Genomic DNA, 18,377 nt, shown 5'->3' with positions numbered 1-18,377 from the left:
TCGGATTTCATCTGCACAAACAAAAAGAGGCGCCTTGCGATATCGCAGGCGCCTCTTTTCGGTTGGCGGTTACCGCCAGCCGGTTTTATCGACTTGCAACGCCGCCCGAACCACGCTGACGGTTCAGCCAGTTGTGCCACTGCTGTTCGCTGCCGTTGAAGACATTAAGGTCGATCTTGCCCGTGACGCCATGCGACAGGCCCGAGCCGGAATATTGCCAGAAGACCCATTTGCGGTCGGGATAGACTTTTGACGGATGCTGGGCGACGGCGCGCAGCCAGAACGGATAATTCTCGAACTCGCCGCGCAGATTGTCCTTGTAGAAATCGGGAGCGGTATAGATCACCGGACGCTGGCCGTAATGGCGCTCGAGCTTGTCCATGAAAACCTGCATCTTTTCGATGACCTTGGCCTTTGAAAGCCGCATCTTGCAGGCGGATTCGCCATTGTATTCAACGTCGATCACGGGCGGCAGAGCGTCGGGCTCGCGCGGTACGTTGCGGATGAACCAGTCAGCTTGTTCGCCGGCGGTGCGGCACCAGTAGAAGAAGTGGTATGCACCGCGGCGAATACCGGCTTCCTTGGCGCGCCGCCAGTTGGTTCTGAACATCGGGTCCAGATGGTCGCCGCCATCAGTCGCCTTGATATAGGCGAAGTTGGCGCCCTGGGTTCTGAGTTTCGGCCAGTCGATTTCACCCTGCCAGCGCGAAACGTCCACACCGTGAACGGCAAAGTGGCGTGGTTGCACCTTGCCGAAATTGATCGGCTTGGCATCGCGGAACTGGCGGCTGTAGATGCGCGAGCGCGCTGCTGCACTCATCGTTCCGGATGAAAGTGCTGCGGTTTCAATCATGCCGGCCGGGCGCTGCAGGGGTAGCGGGGTTCCCGGCATGCCGACAGTCGTCTCGGATGCTGGAAGAGGGGCCGTTCTGGAGGCTGTCATGGTTTCCATTGGCGCAGGCGCCATGGAGGTATGGCCGCTCGGCGTCGGTCCGGCCCAGGCGAGAACTTCCTGATGTTGTTGAGGTTGTGACGCGGCGGCAATCGAAGGGCCGCCGACACTGGCTGCCGGAACCGGCGGTGCCTGCTGAATCGAACTGGTGAGTTCGCGGGATGGCCGTGTCGGCACCAGGGATTCCGGTGTCGTGCTCGATGAACAGCTGCTCAAGAGCAGCGCGGCCATGAAGAATGCAGGCTTGATCGCTTTATGCATCGGTATCCGTACGCATCACATGTCCGGCGCCTGACTGGAGCAAACCGGAACCATTGGAGACAGTGCTAACGGAAGATTACCGAAAAAGACTGAATGCAATCTTTACGAAGGCAGAATTCGGGTGCGCAAAATTTAGGTGTATTGCCAACGAAATTGACGGAGATCACTTCCAAAACTGTGCACCTGCAGCATATAGGCTGCTCATAGGGACAATCTGTCCCGCAGTGCAGCACGACATCGCGTCGCTGCTGACTGCTGATTGCGTTGAAAGGTTTCCCAAGTGGCTGGTTATACAGGCAACGGTGCCGATCTCGGAGGAGCCCGTTCTTCCGGCGTTTCGAGCACTGAAAACTACGGTTTTGCTCTTGTCGCTCTGACATCGCTGTTTTTCATGTGGGGTTTTATCACCTGCCTGAACGACATTCTCATTCCGCATCTGAAAAGCGTGTTCTCGCTGAATTACACGCAGTCCATGCTCATTCAATTGTGCTTTTTCGGTGCTTATTTCATCGTCTCGCTGCCGGCCGGCGCGCTGGTCAAGCGCATCAGCTATAAATGGGGCATCGTCGTCGGTCTGGTGATCGCGGCCATCGGCTGCGCGCTGTTTATCCCGGCAGCAAGCTACCGCGTTTATGCGCTGTTCCTCGGCGCGCTGTTTGTGCTTGCCGCGGGTGTCACCGTGCTGCAGGTTGCTGCCAACCCTTACGTCACCGTGCTCGGCAAGCCGGAAACGGCAGCCAGCCGCCTGACGCTGACACAAGCCTTCAACTCGCTTGGCACCACGCTTGCTCCGCTCTTCGGCGCCGTGCTGATCCTGTCTGCCGCAACCGCCGGCATGGAAAATGCCACGCCTGAGCAGGTCGAAGCCCTGCGCGTCGCCGAAGCCGGTGCCGTCCAGTTTCCCTACATGATCTTGGCCATTGCCTTCCTCGTGCTCGCTGCCATCTTTGCAGCACTGAAACTGCCACAGGTTCAGGAAGAAGAGACCGTCGAAACCGGTGCCCATGCGGGAGGCTCCGCCTGGGGTTATCGTCACCTCGTTCTCGGTGCTGTCGGCCTGTTCGTGTATGTCGGCGCTGAAGTCAGCATCGGCAGCTTTCTCGTCAACTTCCTGGCGGAGCCGACGATCGGCAACATTCCGGAAACCGACGCCGCGCATTACGTTGCCTATTTCTGGGGTGGCGCCATGATCGGTCGCTTCATCGGTGCTGCTGTCATGCGGTATGTCGATGACGGCAAGGCGCTGGCCTTCAATGCTGCCGCAGTCATCATCCTGTTGATCGTAACCATCATGTCTACCGGCGCCGTTGCCATGTGGGCGGTTCTGGCCATCGGCCTGTTCAACTCGATCATGTTCCCGACCATCTTCAGCCTTGCTCTGCATGGCCTTGGCCGTCACACCAGCCAGGGTTCGGGCATCCTGTGCCTCGCCATTGTCGGGGGCGCCATCCTGCCGCTGGTGCAGGGCGCGCTTGCCGATACGATCGGCATCCAGCTGGCTTTCGTCATGCCGATCGTCTGCTACGTCTACATTGCCTATTATGGCCTGAAGGGTCACAAGCCGGCCCGACAGGCGGCGTCTGATCAATGACATGAAAAAGGCCCGGTCCGCTTAAGCAGACCGGGCCTTTTCGCATTCAGTGGCAGCCTTCAAATCAGGCCCATTCGCCCTTGCGCATGACGGGTGTTACCGAACCATCGGCACGCACGCCGTCGATGTCCACCTTGTCGGAACCGATCATCCAGTCGATGTGGATCAGGCTGGAATTGCCGCCCTTGGCGGTGATCTGATCCTGGGTGAGCGATGCGCCGTCGAGGAAACATTTCGAATAGCACTGGCCGAGCGCAATATGGCAGGAGGCGTTTTCATCAAACAGCGTGTTGTAAAACAGGATGCCGCTGGCTGAGATCGGTGAGGAATGCGGCACCAGTGCCACTTCGCCGAGCCTGCGTGCGCCCTCGTCCGTATCCAGCACCTTGTTCAGCACTTCCTCACCCTTGGTGGCCTTTGCCTCGACAATGCGGCCACCCTCGAATTTCACCTGAATACCATCGATCAGCGTGCCCTGATGCGACAGCGGCTTGGTGCTCGACACGTACCCATCCACCTTCAGCGCATGTGGTGTGGTGAAAACTTCTTCGGTCGGGATGTTCGGGTTGCAGGTAATGCCGTTCTTGGCGGTGGATTCGCCGCCATGCCATTCGTGGTCGTCCGCAAGACCAATGGTCACATCCGTGCCGGGGCCGGTAAACTTGAGAGCCGAAAAACGCTCGCCGTTCAGCCAGGTCGAGCGCTTGCGCAGGTTGGCGTTGTGCTCAGTCCACGCCGCGACCGGATCGTCGAGATCGACACGTGAGGCGGCGAAGATCGCATCGGCAAGTTTTCTGATGGCTTCCTGCTCGCCAAGTTCCGGAAACACCTGTTTGGCCCAGGCTGGGTTGGGATAGGAGATGATGTTCCAGTTGATGTCGAAATTCGAGATCTTTTCGAGCGCCGGCTTGTAGGCCATCGAATTGGCCTTGTTGGCACGCGCCACCTTTGACGGGTCCTGACCGGCCAGCATCATCGGGTTATCGCCGGCAATCGCCAGACGCGCCGCATTGCCGGCGAACGCCTTGGCCATGCCCTCGTAAAGCCAGCCGGACGCCTTGTCGAAACTGGCATCGGGCGCATGGCGGTAACGCGACAGCGTCGTGTCCTCATCGGAGTAGAAGGTCGTCACCAATCCGGCGCCTGCCATATAGGCGTGGCGGGTGATCAGGCGGACCAACGGGATGGCGGCAAGCGGCGCCGTCATCACCAGATCCTGGCCGGCTTCCAGCCGCAGTCCCACTTTCACGGCCACTTCGGCAAGCTTTTCCAGCTTTTTCGGATCGATCGTGGCGATATCGGAATGGATGTTCATGGAGGTGCCTGCCTGTTTTCATAAAAAACGATGGGACAGACATAGACCCGCAGGCCTCGGATTTGAAGGTCAGTCAGCTATCAGGGCTGCAACAATTGCCTTCAGCGCGCGCTGAGCATCCTTCGGGTTCAGTCGAACCTGCAAGCCGCGCTGCCCGCCGTTCATGTAGACAAGTGGTTCATCCATTGCAGCCATCTCGATGGCCGTCGGCACGAGCTTCTTCTGACCGAAAGGGCTGATGCCGCCGACATGGTAACCGGTCAGACGTTCGGCATCGGCCGGCTTCATCATATGTGCCGATTTGCCGCCGAAAGCCGCCGCCAGTTTTTTCATCGACACTTCCCGGTCGGACGGCACGACCACACAGACCGCCTTGCCGTCCAGTTCGGCCATCAGGGTTTTCAGAACCCGGTGAGGCTGCTCGCCGATTGCTTCCGCTGCCTGCAGACCGACGCGCTCGGCATTGGGGTCATAGTCATAGGTCACGGTCTCAAAGCTGACACCGGCCTTGGCGAGCGTCTGGGTGGCGCGTGTCGTTTTGGACATCGTGGCTGTCCCTTATTTGCCGAAGGCTTCGGCGTAGAGTTCCGGCTTGAAGCCGACCAGCAGCGTGCCGTCCTTCTCCAGAACAGGACGCTTGATCATCGACGGCTGTTCCTGCATCAGGCCGATCGCCTTGTCGCGGGTCAAGTCCGCCTTGGCCTCGTCGGGCAGTTTTTTGAACGTCGTGCCAGCGCGGTTCAGCACCGTTTCCCATCCTGCCTTGTCCGTCCAGCTATCGAGATGAGCCAGATCAATGCCGGATGCCTTGTAATCATGGAAGGTGTAATCGATGCCGTGGTCGTCCAGCCAGGTGCGCGCCTTTTTCATCGTGTCGCAGTTCTTGATGCCGAAAATCGTGACGCTCATCTGTCTTCTCCCTGTCTAACTTCGATGTCTGGAATGCCTACAAAATCCTCGGGGAACAAGCGGAAACATAGGCAGGCAGCGTTGTTTTGCATGGCTCCCATCTTGCCTTGTGCATTGAATGCAAAGCGGCTCAGGAGCATATTCTAATCAACAAAAGGAGATGCACATGTCTACGAACCTCAAGAATATGCGCGGTGGTTTTATTGGCCGTGCAATCGCAGTTTTCGGTGCCGCTACCGCTGCTTCCGCAGCCGTTGAAGGTGGCCGCAAGCCGCAGGCCCGCGACCTTGCCACGCTCGGTATCGACCCGAAGGCATTTGACCGCGTACAGTTCTAATCAGAATCTTGATGATCTGACTGCCCCGGATCGAACAGGGGCAGTCCGGGGTGGCAGCATTCTCTAAATGCTGCTGCGCAAGCTGCCTCAGATAGCAGCAATGTTTCTTCCATCATCGCAATATGTCTGCCGCTACTCATCTCAACGAGAGATGAGCTTTGGCATGCGCTGCTGAAAATTCGTGACTGCTGAAAACTTCAGTGCGTCAGAAATTTGTAGCCGACATAACCGACGAGCAGCACGCCTGCGCCGATCGCAGTTATCAGGCCAAGACGGTGTTCGATGAAGTGGCGGATACCTTCGCCATGCCGCCGCAAAAGCCAAGCCAGCAGGTAAAAACGCGCCCCGCGCGCGACGATTGCCGAGCCGATGAACAACCAGATGTTTACATGCGCCGCCCCCGCCAGAATGGTGACGACCTTGATCGGCGGCAGGTGCGCCAGCCCCGACGTGACCAGGAATAGCACCACCATTTCGAATGTGATGCCGGACCGAAGTTCTTCGAACGTGTCCAGCTTGCCGTAGAATTCCAGGATGGGTTTGGCGATCGCGTCGAACGCATAATAACCGATCCACCAGCCGGCAATGCCCCCCAGAACGGAAGCGACTGTCGCGATCAGTGCGTAACGCCAGGCGCGCTGCGGTCGGGCCAAAGCCATCGGCAGGAACAGCACATCTGCCGGCACCAGAAAGATCGAACTCTCCACGAAAGCGATGACGGCAAGCCATGTCGAGGCAGCCTTGCGGGCGCTTAGCGCCATGGTCCAGTCGTAGAGTCTGCGCAGCATGCAATGGTCCCCGATCTGTCGTGCGTCGAGGTCTATCGACGTGAACTGAGCTTGTAAACTTGCTGCAGTGCAAAAATGGCCATTGTCTGGCCGTCAGATAGCGAATGCCTGAGGGGTGGCAGGCATTCGCAGAGGTTCGACGGAGACTGTTTTATCCTCCGAATGCCTCATTGGTGAAATAGCGCGCCATGTCCGGCTTGGCTTCGAGCACCTTGCCGTCGCCGTCTTTCAGGATTTTCGCGTCGAAAAGATAGGTGCCGATCGCTTCCATCTTGGCCGGATCAATCTTTCCGACGACATCGCTTTCCGTACGCAGATAATGGCCGTCGATCAGCGCCTGCAGAGAGGCACGGATGAGCGCGCGATTGGTGAGCGCATCCTTGTTGGCGGAGATCAGCAGGTCGGTTGCCTCATCGGGGTTGTCGATGGCGAAGGCATAACCCTTCTGTGTGGCCTGCAGGAAAGTTTTGGCCACGTCCGGCTTGGCATCGAGAAACTTTCTGCTGGAACCGAGCAGGGCCGTATGTTCGTCCGGCACGCCATAATCGGCATACCGGAAAGCCTTCTGCTTCAGGCCTTCCAGTTCGGCCTGCACGCCTTCCCAAGTATAGACTTCCAGCGTGAAATCCACCGAGCCATTTGCCAGCGCCTGATAGGCCGATGTGCCGAGCGTCACCGTCTCGAATTCACCCTTGCCGCCATCATGGCGGATCATCGCGCTCAGCAGCGCATTTTCCCAGGCGCTGCCGAACCCGCCATAGGTCTTGCCATCGAGATCCTTGGGGCTCTTGATGTCGTCGCGACTGGCCTTGAAGACCACGCGTCCGGTCTCGTGCTGCACGATCGCATATGTCCCGATCAGGTCGGCACCGGCCGAGTGCTGGGTGAACAGGCCGATCGAACCGATCACGCCGAAATCGGCGACATGGTTGGCAACCAGCGTGCCGGCCGAGGTGTCGGTGTAGGGCAGGATTTCGACGTCCAGACCCGCCTCTTTATAAAAACCTTTATCCCGGGCCACGAACAGGCCGATATGGTTGGTGTTCGGCGTCCAGTCGAGCGCCACCTTTACCGTCTGGTTGCTCGCTCGTGCCGGAAGGCCCAGCAGTGGTGCTAAGGCAAGGCCGGCAGCGGACGCAAGAGCGGTGCGGCGGGTGAGCATGGTCATGGCGTTCAATCCTCCTGAAACGCGTGAATTTTTACTCGGCAGCGAATGACCGTGTCGGTGAACTGCCGGAATGATCTGGATCGGGCTTGAGAAGCGTCTCGAGAATGTCCGCCTCGATCGCCGCCGCCCGCACCTGCGTGGCGGCATCGCGCCCGCGCGGACGGGGCAGATCGATTTCGATCTCGCGGATCACCTTTGCCGGGCGAGGTGACAGCAAATAGATGCGGTCGGAAAGATGCACGGCCTCACGCACGTCATGAGTCACGAGCATTGCCGTCCAGCGGTGCTGTGCCCACATGCCCTCAAGCCAGCGCTGCATGCCGGCCCGCGTCAGCGCATCGAGCGCGCCAAAAGGTTCATCCAGCAGCAGCATCGGCTTGTCCTGCACGACGGTTCGCAACAGTGCCGCACGTTGCCGCATGCCACCGGAAAGTTCTGCCGGATAGTTCTGTTCGAAACCAGCAAGCCCGAACTCGGCAAACAGCGGTGCCACACGCTCGCGTGCCACGGCACGGCGCATCCCCTGAACCTCAAGGCCCAGTGTGGTGTTGTCGATGATCTTTCGCCACGGCATCAGCGCATCCCGTTGCGGCATGAAGGCGAAGGGGCGTCCGGCTTCCGCGAGAGGCTTGCCATCGAATGCTATCGCGCCGATGTCCGTGGTGATGGCGCAGGTCAACAGCCGAAACAGCGTGGATTTTCCGGAGCCGGATGGCCCGAGGATCGAGACGAACTCTCCCGGTTGCACGGCCATGGAAATGTTTTCGAGTACCGGCAGGTCGCCATACCGATAACCGATCTGATCAAGCGTCAACCTTGGCGCGCTCATCGGATTGGCCCTCCGGTGGAAGTCCGACGCGTCCATGGCATGGCCAGTCGTTCCGCCAGCACGGCTGCTGCGAACAAGCAAAGCGTCAGCGCGGCGCTCACCAACACGGCGGCTAGCACGAGGTCGGGGCGAAAATTGTTCTTGGCATTCAGCATGTAGATGCCGAGCCCTTTGGCCGCCCCCGCATATTCGGCAAAAATCGCGCCGACGACCGCATAGGTGATGGAAATTCTCAAGCCCGCGAAAAAGAAGGGCAGGGAAGAGGGTAGACGGGCCAGCCAGAACAGTTTCCAGCGCGGCGCGCCCATCGAGGCCAGTAACTGTTCAAGTTCCGGCTCTGTCGCCTCATAACCCTTGGATAACGCCACCAGCATGGGAAAGAAGGTGACCAGTGCCACGAGCAGGATCTTTGGCAGAAGCCCGAAGCCGAACCACAACACGATCAGCGGTGCGATCGCCACCAGCGGCAAGGTCTGGCTGATAATTAAGACGGGAAACAGCGCCCGTTTCAGGCGCGGTACGAAATCGACAATGATCGACAGAAGGAAGGCTGCGATCAGCGAAAGCGCAAAACCGGTCAACGTGGCGCGCAGTGTCGGTATGGCATTGTCGAGCAGCGCCTGCCGGTATTCGTACGCCTGCGCCAGAACTCGTGACGGTGCCGGTAGTGTCGTGGGCGAAACACCGGAAAAATGCGCATAGGCTTCCCAGATCAGCACAAGGCTACCGACCGCCAGAACGGCGGGCAGGGCGTGGCGGATATGGGAAATCATCTGGACGGCAATCCGCCCACTTTGGGACTGCGAAAACGACATGACGAGGCCTTGGCCGATCGAGAGAGCGCGTGAAAAATCAGCGCTTGGAAGGGCTGTTGGCGGAAACCGTCAGGTCGATCGTCACATGGCCGGCCGGCGGACCGAAACGCACCAGCGCTTCGTGCACGGTGGAGAAAACCGCGCCGGTATCGCCGCGCAGCTTCGTGCAGAAGTTTTTCGATTTTTCGAACGTGCCCGAGTTCTTCACGAAATCGATGCAGCCGTAGATTTCGTCCATATGGCCGTCGATGCCGAGCGTGTAGAGCGAGAACTGTGCCGCCGATTCCTGGCCGATGACCGGTGCGTCGGCGACAGCGGCATGTGCCTTCGCCTTGCGCTCGTCGAGCGGAGCCCAGGGCCCCAAAAATTCCGGCACCTGACACATCGGGTCATCCGGTTCACCGGGGCAGCCACGAGAAATGGTGGCATGCAGGACGCAATGTTTGCCGCTTGCCGCTGCCGCGGCAAAGAGGTCGCGCATGGCGGCGAACACGACATCAGGCGTGCCGACGAGCAGGGTGGAGATATCGTCCGTTTCGATCCGCAGTTTTTCACGATAGGGATCGAGCGCAGAGAGCGCATTGGTGATGACGCCGACGAAATCGTCGGTCATGGGATACAAAGAAATCTGCGCGCCGGAAAACATCGCTCTACCTCGCTCCGCTGGCATTATCCAGATCAGCTTGAGGGTCCATGGTCATGCGACCAAATCTCAGCCCCGGCCTTACGGAGCACCCCTGTGATGGCGCGTTCTTAGCGTGACGCCGGGTGGCTGGCAAGATGCTTTTCCGGCAAACGAAAAAAGGGAGAGCTTTCGCCCTCCCTTGCAATCTCAGTCAGAACGGATTGCTCCGCTTATTCCCACTCGATCGTGCCCGGCGGTTTCGACGTCACATCGTAAACCACGCGGTTGATACCGCGCACTTCGTTGATGATGCGGGTCGCTGCGCGGCCGAGAAAATTCATGTCGTAGGGATAAAAGTCCGCCGTCATGCCGTCGACCGAGGTGACGGCGCGAAGCGCGCAGACAAACTCGTAGGTGCGATAGTCACCCATCACGCCGACGGTCTGTACCGGCAGCAGCACGGCAAAAGCCTGCCAGATCGTGTCGTAGAGACCAGCCTTGCGGATTTCGTCGAGATAGATCGCATCCGCCTTGCGCAGGATGTCGAGTTTTTCTCGTGTTACTCCGCCCGGGCAACGGATGGCGAGGCCTGGACCAGGGAAGGGGTGACGGCCGATGAACGAGTCCGGCATGCCGAGTTCGCGACCCAATGCACGAACTTCGTCCTTGAACAGTTCGCGCAACGGCTCGACGAGCTGCATGTTCATGCGCTCGGGAAGGCCGCCGACATTGTGGTGGCTCTTGATCGTCACAGACGGGCCGCCGGAGAAGGAGACGCTTTCGATGACGTCAGGGTAGAGCGTACCCTGTGCGAGGAAACGCGGATCGCCCTTGCCGTCGGCAGCGATCTTTGCCGCTTCCGCTTCAAAAACCTCGATGAACAGACGGCCGATCGTCTTGCGCTTCACTTCCGGATCGCTTTCGCCGGCAAGCTGCGTCAGGAACATGTCGGATGCATCAACAGCCACGAGCGGGATGTTGTAATGATCACGGAACATGCCGACGACCTGTTCGGTCTCGCCCTGACGCATCAGGCCGTGATCGACATAGATGCAGGTCAGCTGGTCGCCGATCGCTTCGTGGATGAGGATTGCTGCAACCGAGCTATCCACGCCGCCGGACAGGCCGCAGATGACGCGCTCATTGCCGACCTGATCCTTGATCTTGCGGATCATTTCGGCGCGGTAAGCGGCCATGGTCCAGTCGGATTTCAGGCCGACGATCTTGTGCACGAAGTTGGAGAGCAGCTTTGCGCCATCCGGCGTGTGCACCACTTCAGGGTGGAACATCGTCGTGTAGTAGTGGCGGCTTTCATCGGCCGCGATGGCGAACGGGGCGTTCTCCGAGGTCGCGATGACTTCAAAGCCTTCCGGCAGTTTGGTCACGCGGTCGCCGTGGCTCATCCAGACCGGGTAACGGCCGCCCTGTTCCCAGAAACCGTCGAAAAGCGGGCTGGCTTTTTTCACTTCCACATCGGCGCGGCCGAATTCGGCGGCATGGCCACCTTCAACGACGCCGCCGAGCTGGGTGCAGAGTGTCTGCTGGCCGTAGCAGATGCCGAGGATCGGCACGCCGCTGTCGAACACCGCCTGCGGTGCACGCGGGCTGCCTTCGGTGGTGACCGAAGCCGGGCCGCCGGAGAAGATCACGCCCTTGGGCGCGAGCTTGTCAAAAGCTTCTGCGGCGCTCTGGAAAGGATGGATTTCGCAGTAGACGCCTGCTTCGCGCACGCGGCGCGCAATCAGCTGCGTTACCTGGCTGCCGAAATCGATGATGAGGATGCTGTCGGGATGAGCTATCTGGGTCATGGCGAGCCTTTAGAGAAACTTGGCATTTCTGGCAACCGGACAAAGGCAGAAAACCGCCAGCGCATAGCGGATTCTCGCTGGCTTCATAGCGGAAGCTGGCCGCTTTCGATCGCCTTTGTCAGTTTATCGACGGCGTCGGCCAGCTTTTCGTCGATCACATGAAGGTATTCGGTCCAGTTGCCGACATGTTTCAGCTCTTGCCTGCCATCGGAAATGCCGCGCAGGCCGATCAGCGGCACGTCGAAAAGCTGGCAGCAGCGCATGACCGCAAAGGTTTCCATATCCACCATGTCGGCAGCAATCAGGTCGTAGGCTGCGCCGGAAACGATATTGCCGCCGGTCGAAAGCGAGGCCCGCGGTATTCCCGGAACAGCGAGCGGCAAGGGAAGAATGGCGGGATGATCGAGAAACGGTGTTGCGCCTTTTTCGAAGCCGAGCGGTGATGCATCCATGTCGCGATAGGCAACAGAGGAAACCTGATAGACACCGGTCTGCTCGAGGTTGCGCGAACCGGCGGAGCCGAGCGAAACGACCAGATGTGGCAAGCCGCCAGCGGTTTCCAGTAGTGTCAGTTCGCGGGAAAGCACGACGGCTGCTTCCACCGGGCCGACGCCGGTCATCAGCGGCGTGATGCGGCTTTTGAGATGCGGTCCGTATTCGGCATCCACCGCCATCACGAAGAGGACGGATTTTCCGGCGACCTGTTTGGTGGGCGCAATCAAGAGCGGCGCGGTCATTCGGCAAGGTCCTCGCGGCCACGGATCACCATCATGCTGCCGCTCATCGAGGCGATCAGCTTGGCCGGCCCGTCGCCCAACGCATAAGCGCGCCCGTCGGCTACGATGATGGTGGAACCCGGCTTGGTGATTTCGCCGCGAAACAGAAAGCGCTCGCCACGGCCCGGTGACATCAGGTTGATCTTGAATTCGATAGTGAGAATGGATGCTTCCGGCTCGATCAGCGTATAGGCGGCATAACCGCAGGCGGAATCGAGGCCAGCGGCAATGACACCGGCATGCAGAAAGCCGTGCTGCTGGGTGAGTTTTGGGTCGAACGGCATCTCGATCTCGACGCTCCCCCGCTCGACCCGTGTCAGTTCGGCACCGAGCATGGCCATCGCGCCCTGGCTGGCAAAGCTTTTTTCGATGCGTGTCTGAAAGTCGCCGGGGTCGATCACTGTCATGTCTGCTCCTGTTGGTCACCGCGAACTTGCACGAGGCAGTCGGCGATCGCAAGCGGCGCCTCGTTCCACGATGTCTGAGGCGGGCATAGATCAGGGATTTAACAGCACGATGGCAAGATTGAGATAGGTGGCAAACGATACCCAGATGGCATAGGGCACGAAAAGAAGCGCCGCCTTGCGGTTGGGGTTCCAACTCATGGCGATGAAAAGAAGAATGAAAAACAGCATCGGCACGATGATGGCCAGACCCAAAACCGGGTTCTGCATGCCGAAAAAGGCGGGCGACCAGCAGATGTTGAAAATGCCCTGCAGACCGAACACGATCAACCGGTTGCGATTGTTCTCATCGAACCATGTTTCGGCGAGTGCTGTGCCGATCATCACGTAAAGCGCTGCCCAGACCGGGCCAAAGATCCAGTTCGGTGGATTGAGCGGCGGTTTCTCCAGCGCCTGATACCACTCGCCGGGCATGTTGGCGATGCCACTCAGAACGCCGATGGCGACGCATGCTGCAACAAATAAAATATAGGTTGTCAGTTTTCGCATAGACCTGACATAGGGCCGCCAAAAGCCAGAGTAAAGCTTATTTTAGGGAAATGATATGTTGGTCCCAGGCGACCGCATTCTCGGTCGCATTGAAGTGCCCATCATAGCTGGATACTGCGATGCCGGAGGGGGCAGGGGCAACGCCGGCAGCCTCGCGGACGATCTCTTCGCGCAGCACCGCGCCGGTCTTGGCATCCAGCGTTACCGCAGCCCCGCCCACAGGTGAGGTCAGGCCAACCAGTCCCTCGCGACGATTGACGGCGATGGCGCCGACATAATTGCCGAGGCGAACAGTCGTTTCCTCCGGCAGGTCGAGAAGCGAAATGTCTTCACCCTTGGAAATCCACCCCGCCAGCGGCGGCAGTTCGTTGCGCGCGCCTTCCCATTGGCAGGCAAACCAGATGCGACCATTGTCGCCGATATCGAGATGACGGGTGGAAAGTTGGGAAAGCGACGGCGGCAGGGCGTGTTTCTGGATCAGGGCACCGCTACGCGCATCCAGCAGAACCAGCGATGGCTCCATATGATCTAGATTGAGTTTGGTACGGCCGAAATCCGGATGGGTTTCGATGCCGCCATTGGCAATCACCAGCATTGAACCATCGTCGGACACGGTCATATCGTGCGTGCCCAGACCATGGGCATCGAACTCGCCGATACGCTGGAAACGGTCGGTGGCGTCATAAATGCCGATCATGCCGCGATTGCCTTCAAAGTCGTTTTCGCTGGCGTAGAGGCGCGAACCATCCGGCGAAAAATGGCCGTGGCCGTAAAAGTGGCGGCCTTCGGGTGCGGTGATGATCACCGGTTCGGCCTGTCGCAAGGCATCGAAAATCATCGCAAACGTGCCGGGCCGGCGCGCGAAAGCAACGATGCGGCCGGTCGCAGCGCTATGCGCGAGACCATGGGCGCGGGCGGGCAGAGCAACGCGGTCGATGATCTCGCCACGTTCGGACACGGTGGCGATGCCGAAAGAACCGTCCGGTGCGCGGAAACCGGAGGCATAGACCGCGTCCGTTCGCTCCAGCGCCTGTAACGAACCGGGTGCAAGCGCGGCGGTGAAGGCCACGCCGGCAGCTTTCAGGAATGCCCGTCGGTCGATTGTTTCACCGCGCCAGACCATGGATTAGTCGCCGTCAGCGAAGGAAAAACCGGAACTGAGGCCGATGGCGCCGCCATATCCATCGTTCAGCTTGGAGATAACGTCCTTGCCCTCGGCGAGCAGCGTATCGAGTTTTTGGCGCTCGCCTTCATCGGCCACGGCTTTTTCGAGATCTGGCGTCACGCTGCCAGCTGTCGTCGCCATTGCCGTCAATTGCGCATCGATTGTTGCGACCACCGGCTTGTCCTTTTCCGGCAGCAGATCGCCCATGTTGGAGGTGGCAAGCAGTGTTTTCAGCCCGTCGATATTGGCGATGACGGACGGCCAAGTGTTTTGCGAGCGCCAGAACAGCGCCTGTTTGGGAAACTTTGCCTTGTCTGGGCCTTTGTAAAACGTCTCGATGCGCTGGTCGCGCACGGCTTCCGCGCCATGGACAAGAATGCCGAGCAGCGCCGTCATCGCCTCACCGCCTGTGCGGAAGGCCGGGTTGTTCGGGCCGGGTTCTTCCCAGGCTTTCCGGATGCCATCGGGAGCATCCCAGATGCCCAACACTTCCTCGGCCACATTGGCGATATTGCCGGCAACGGCCTGAGCGTACCTGCAACGAAAACTGTCCTTCTCCGCTGTTGCCAGCATCTGGGCATCCGCGCCGAACAGCAGATATTCCAATGCGCCAAGGCCCTGGGTCGCAACGCTCTTGGTGCCGAGCGTTTTGGGATCGGTGGCGGACTCGTCGGATTTTGAAAGAACCGCCTGCACCTGTTTCAGGCCGGTGCTCTTGCGGTCGGGGTAAAACAGGATGCGCTCGAAGCGGTTCTGCTCGATGATTGGGCCGGTGCGGACGATTTCGATATGCGCCCAGCTTTTTGCCGTGTCTCGAAATGCGTCTTGCGCCGCCTCGTAATTTGCCTTGGAAGGCGAGGCGCAAAGCACACCAACCACTTTGGTCGTCGATGCCGCAGATGCCGCAAACGCATCGTAACCCGGCTTGATGAACCCATCGACCGCCGCCGTCATCACTGCCTTCACCTTGGCTTCGGGCAGGGTCACTGCCGGGGCGGGCTCCTGCGCCAAAACGGCGGCCGGCATCAGCAGAGCAAGGCTGGCGACGAAAAGTTTGCGCATTTTACAGCGACTCCAGAAAGGTGATGAGGGCTTGTCTGTCATCCTTGGGCAGGTCCGCAAAGGCGTCGCGCGCGGCCTGCGCCTCGCCGCCGTGCCAGAGAACCGCCTCGGTCAGGTTCCGGGCGCGGCCATCGTGAAGGAAGAAGGTGTGGTTGTTGACGGTTTTCGTCAAGCCGATGCCCCAGAGTGGCTGGGTGCGCCATTCGCGGCCATCGGCATCGCCAACCTGCTGGCCATCGGCAAGGCCTTCGCCCATGTCGTGCAGCAGGAAATCGGCATAGGGCCAGATCAGCTGGAACGCCTGCGCCTTGTTGCCGGCATCGCGCCGCGTCACAAATTTCGGGGTATGGCAGCTGGTGCAGCCGGATGTGTAGAACATTTCCTTGCCGCGCAGCACGGTAGGATTGTCGATGTCGCGGCGGGCCGGAACGGCCAGGTTTTCGGAATAGAAGGTGACGAGATCCATCACCGGATCGGGTGCTTCGGTCGGCCCCAAGCGCTCCTGCACGCCGGTCGGCAATGTCAGACATTTGGTCTGTGCCTGCGTGCAATCGCCGAAATCGCGCGGCGCATCCGGTGTCGAAATGCCGAGGTCACCGGCAAAGGCGGATGAACTCTGGTCGCGGATCGAGGCATTTTGGGCCTTGAAGCCGAAGCGGCCGAGTTTCAGCTCGCCGGTGCGGTGATCGCGCACGAATGCGGCCTTGCCGGAAATGCCGTCCTCGTTCTTGTCGTCCGGGTCGGCGTTCGCCAGAATATCGGCTTCGTGGATGGCCTGTACCAGTCCGAGCCCGATCATCGGCGGCGAGACCCGCGGCGACAGTGTCGTGTCGGGATGCATGGGTCCGTAACCAAGGTCGGAAATCGAATAGGTTGGCTTGCGCAGGGACGCCTTTTCGCCACCTGCCAGTTCCACCGGGATTTCCTCGTAAGTGACTTTCATCCGGCCTTCGATGGCCAGATCCTGCACGGCGAGATCCTGCAATTGTTCGCCGTAGACCGGATCGGGAAAGTTCAACACCCTGTGTTCTGCAACAGCCGCCTTTTCCGCATCCGTCTTGGCCGGACGTGCCAGCCGCAAAAACATCGAGGTGGCGTCGGGCGCGCCTTCCGGCGGATGGCCGCGGCCATCCTTCAGGTGACAGCTCTGACAGCCGCGCGCATTGAACAGCGGCCCGAGACCATCGGACGCCTGCGTCGACGACGGTGCGGCCACCCACAGCTTGGTGAAAAGCGCGTTGCCAAGCTTGAACGTCTCCTCCTCCTGAAAGGTCAGGTTGGTGGAGAAATGCGAAAAGATGTTGCCGTTGACGGTGGCTTTTGTGGTCGCCGCACCACCCTGCATGGTCTCGAACTGTTCGGGTTTGGAAAAATCATCGGTCGGGCGCGTGACACTGTCCACGCGTTTGCGATCTTTTGGTGTGAGATCTGTGCGTTCCTGCGGCATGACGGGGGTGTCGGCGGCAGGCACGTCCTGCGCCGAAACAGTCGAGGTCACCAGCGGCGGCATGAGAACAGGCACAGCGACAAGAACCGGCAGCACCAAAAGCAATGCCCTCGACGTCTTCATGGAACGAAACTCACATAACGGGGTGGATCGCGACGCAACGCGCATGGCGGCGAACAATTCGCCTCATGCGGGCACGATCCGACATTTTCATGGCATCCGCGACAAGCATCTTGTCGCGGATGCGCAGTTTTTAACGGCCTATTTGAAGACTGCGTCCGGGTTGTCAAGGCTGTCAGAGCCTTCGAGCGAAACCGAGCCGAGGTCGAGAGCGGTAATGACGCGTTCGATCGTCTTGGTCTGGTCGATCAGCCCGTCGATTGCCTTCTGCACGACGGCGTTGCCTTCCTTATTGCCGTCGCCGATCATCTGGTCATAGGCTTCGCCACCCTTGGCGCGGTCTGCCATGGCGTTCATGGCGGCCAGCGTCGCGTCGAGCTTGCCGGTCATCTCGGTGTCGATCTTTGCGTCCTTGACTTTCACCAGATCCGAGAGCGACGGGCCGGTCATCTTGGTGCCGTCAACGCGGGTGTAGTTGCCGGTATAGGCCGCAGCGATGCCGACGGCATCGTTCAGGTGCGAAGCATGGGTGTTGTCGGAGAAGCAATCATGCTCCTCTTCCGGATCATGCAGCAGCAGGCCGAGTTTCATGCGTTCGCCGGCGAGTTCGCCGTAGGAAAGCGAGCCCATGCCGGTGAGGATGGCGGTCAGGCCCGCCTTCGGATCAGCCTCGACGTTTTTCGTCGCTTCGCCGCCCGGTGCCCAGGCGTCGACCATTTCCTGCAGATCCTTGATCAGCAGTGTCGATGCTGCCTTCAAATATTCGCCGCGGCGGTCGCAATTGCCATTGGTGCAATTGGCCTTGTCATAGTCGGTGTAGGCGCGCTCGCCGGCGCCGGCTTCGGTGCCATGCAGATCCTGGCCCCAGAGCAGGAACTCGATGGCGTGGTAACCGGTCGCGACATTGGCCTCGACCTCGCCGGCTTCCTGCAGGCTTTCCAGCAGTTCCGGCGTGATTTTTTTTGCGTCGATCGTTTCACCGTTCACCGTCAGCGTCGGATGGCCGATGATGTTGGCGGTGTAATAGGCGTTGGAATCGCTTTCGGTGCCGTAGGAGGCATCGACATAGTCGATCAGGCCTTCATCCAGCGGCCAGGCATTCACCTTGCCTTCCCAGTCATCGACCAGCGGATTGCCGAAACGGTAAACTTCACTCTGCTGGTAGGGCACACGCGCTGCAATCCAGGCCGCGCGCGCCGCCTTCAGCGTGTCGGCGCTCGGCTTGGCGATCAGCGCGTCGATGGTGGTATCAAGCGCCTTGGCTGTCGTCAGCGAGTCTTCGTATTTGGCATGCGCCACATCGGCGTAATGCTTGATCACGGCCGCGGGTTCTGTCGCGGCAAAGGCCGCCGAGGCGGAAAGCAGCGCGAAGGTTGCGCCGAACAAGGTCTTGCGGATCATCGTCCCTCCTGATGCAGCCCGTTGATCTCGAGGCTGCGAGACGGATTTCATCGCG

Annotated in this window: 19 protein-coding genes; 2 read left to right on the top strand and 17 right to left on the bottom strand. The window is 59.8% G+C overall.

Going from position 1 to position 18,377, the window contains the following annotated elements; genetic code table 11:
* Nucleotides 1-85: 85 nt before the first annotated feature.
* Nucleotides 86-1,213, bottom strand: coding sequence for a glycoside hydrolase family 25 protein (locus tag GAO09_RS01855; protein WP_153352349.1), 1,128 nt, complete (start codon nucleotides 1,211-1,213; stop codon nucleotides 86-88).
* A gap of 280 nt (nucleotides 1,214-1,493) precedes the next feature.
* Here GAO09_RS01855 and GAO09_RS01850 point away from each other — a divergent pair, with 280 nt between their 5' ends.
* A complete protein-coding gene (locus GAO09_RS01850; protein ID WP_324184958.1) occupies nucleotides 1,494-2,804 on the top strand; it encodes a sugar MFS transporter in 1,311 nt (436 codons plus the stop codon).
* Between the two features lie 64 nt (nucleotides 2,805-2,868).
* Here GAO09_RS01850 and GAO09_RS01845 read toward each other — a convergent pair whose 3' ends face one another.
* From GAO09_RS01845 to GAO09_RS01835, 3 genes are all read right to left on the bottom strand, one after another.
* A complete protein-coding gene (locus GAO09_RS01845) occupies nucleotides 2,869-4,119 on the bottom strand; it encodes an aminopeptidase (protein WP_153352348.1) in 1,251 nt (416 codons plus the stop codon).
* Nucleotides 4,120-4,188: 69 nt separating this feature from the next.
* Nucleotides 4,189-4,665, bottom strand: coding sequence for a Cys-tRNA(Pro) deacylase (gene ybaK / locus GAO09_RS01840; protein ID WP_153352347.1), 477 nt, complete (start codon nucleotides 4,663-4,665; stop codon nucleotides 4,189-4,191).
* Nucleotides 4,666-4,677: 12 nt separating this feature from the next.
* Entirely contained in the window at nucleotides 4,678-5,028 is a 351-nt protein-coding gene (locus tag GAO09_RS01835) for an ArsC family reductase (RefSeq protein ID WP_153352346.1), read from the bottom strand.
* Nucleotides 5,029-5,194: 166 nt separating this feature from the next.
* On the opposite strand from GAO09_RS01835, the gene GAO09_RS29505 reads away from it, so the two are divergent.
* Entirely contained in the window at nucleotides 5,195-5,365 is a 171-nt protein-coding gene (locus GAO09_RS29505; RefSeq protein ID WP_209018569.1) for a hypothetical protein, read from the top strand.
* Between the two features lie 197 nt (nucleotides 5,366-5,562).
* On the opposite strand, the gene GAO09_RS01830 is transcribed toward GAO09_RS29505, so the two are convergent.
* From GAO09_RS01830 to GAO09_RS01770, 13 genes are all read right to left on the bottom strand, one after another.
* Nucleotides 5,563-6,153 carry a YqaA family protein gene (locus GAO09_RS01830; RefSeq protein WP_153352345.1) on the bottom strand — a complete coding sequence of 197 codons (591 nt, stop codon included), beginning with the start codon at nucleotides 6,151-6,153 and terminating at the stop codon, nucleotides 5,563-5,565.
* A 151-nt stretch (nucleotides 6,154-6,304) separates the two neighbouring features.
* Nucleotides 6,305-7,321 (bottom strand): ABC transporter substrate-binding protein, encoded by a 1,017-nt coding sequence (locus GAO09_RS01825; RefSeq protein WP_153352344.1) that lies wholly within the window; start codon nucleotides 7,319-7,321, stop codon nucleotides 6,305-6,307.
* A 31-nt stretch (nucleotides 7,322-7,352) separates the two neighbouring features.
* Complete coding sequence (locus GAO09_RS01820) at nucleotides 7,353-8,150, bottom strand: ABC transporter ATP-binding protein (RefSeq protein ID WP_153352343.1); 798 nt, start codon at nucleotides 8,148-8,150, stop codon at nucleotides 7,353-7,355.
* Complete coding sequence (locus tag GAO09_RS01815; RefSeq protein ID WP_153352342.1) at nucleotides 8,147-8,965, bottom strand: ABC transporter permease; 819 nt, start codon at nucleotides 8,963-8,965, stop codon at nucleotides 8,147-8,149. Before GAO09_RS01815 ends, GAO09_RS01820 begins: the two co-directional genes overlap by 4 nt.
* A gap of 37 nt (nucleotides 8,966-9,002) precedes the next feature.
* The gene (locus GAO09_RS01810) at nucleotides 9,003-9,611 is read right to left on the bottom strand and encodes a YkoF family thiamine/hydroxymethylpyrimidine-binding protein (protein WP_153352341.1); all 609 of its coding nucleotides are present in this window, start codon (nucleotides 9,609-9,611) and stop codon (nucleotides 9,003-9,005) included.
* A 209-nt stretch (nucleotides 9,612-9,820) separates the two neighbouring features.
* Complete coding sequence (gene guaA / locus GAO09_RS01805) at nucleotides 9,821-11,398, bottom strand: glutamine-hydrolyzing GMP synthase (protein WP_153352340.1); 1,578 nt, start codon at nucleotides 11,396-11,398, stop codon at nucleotides 9,821-9,823.
* Nucleotides 11,399-11,481: 83 nt separating this feature from the next.
* Nucleotides 11,482-12,135, bottom strand: coding sequence for a 5'-methylthioadenosine/S-adenosylhomocysteine nucleosidase (locus GAO09_RS01800; RefSeq protein WP_153352339.1), 654 nt, complete (start codon nucleotides 12,133-12,135; stop codon nucleotides 11,482-11,484).
* Entirely contained in the window at nucleotides 12,132-12,581 is a 450-nt protein-coding gene (locus tag GAO09_RS01795; RefSeq protein ID WP_153352338.1) for a PaaI family thioesterase, read from the bottom strand. The genes GAO09_RS01800 and GAO09_RS01795 overlap by 4 nt, the downstream gene beginning before the upstream one ends.
* A gap of 90 nt (nucleotides 12,582-12,671) precedes the next feature.
* The gene (locus tag GAO09_RS01790; RefSeq protein WP_153352337.1) at nucleotides 12,672-13,127 is read right to left on the bottom strand and encodes a TspO/MBR family protein; all 456 of its coding nucleotides are present in this window, start codon (nucleotides 13,125-13,127) and stop codon (nucleotides 12,672-12,674) included.
* A gap of 37 nt (nucleotides 13,128-13,164) precedes the next feature.
* Entirely contained in the window at nucleotides 13,165-14,250 is a 1,086-nt protein-coding gene (locus GAO09_RS01785) for a DUF1513 domain-containing protein (RefSeq protein ID WP_153352336.1), read from the bottom strand.
* Between the two features lie 3 nt (nucleotides 14,251-14,253).
* The gene (locus GAO09_RS01780) at nucleotides 14,254-15,354 is read right to left on the bottom strand and encodes an imelysin family protein (protein WP_153352335.1); all 1,101 of its coding nucleotides are present in this window, start codon (nucleotides 15,352-15,354) and stop codon (nucleotides 14,254-14,256) included.
* Between the two features lies 1 nt (nucleotide 15,355).
* Nucleotides 15,356-16,924 carry a di-heme oxidoreductase family protein gene (locus GAO09_RS01775; RefSeq protein ID WP_410767989.1) on the bottom strand — a complete coding sequence of 523 codons (1,569 nt, stop codon included), beginning with the start codon at nucleotides 16,922-16,924 and terminating at the stop codon, nucleotides 15,356-15,358.
* 138 nt (nucleotides 16,925-17,062) lie between these two features.
* Nucleotides 17,063-18,322: an imelysin family protein gene (locus GAO09_RS01770; RefSeq protein ID WP_153352334.1), complete on the bottom strand. Its 1,260-nt coding sequence runs from the start codon at nucleotides 18,320-18,322 to the stop codon at nucleotides 17,063-17,065.
* Nucleotides 18,323-18,377: the final 55 nt, after the last annotated feature.

The organism is Endobacterium cereale, from assembly GCF_009617585.1.
Classification (GTDB): Bacteria; Pseudomonadota; Alphaproteobacteria; order Rhizobiales; family Rhizobiaceae; genus Neorhizobium; species Neorhizobium cereale.
This window is presented reverse-complemented; position numbering and strand designations above follow the sequence as displayed.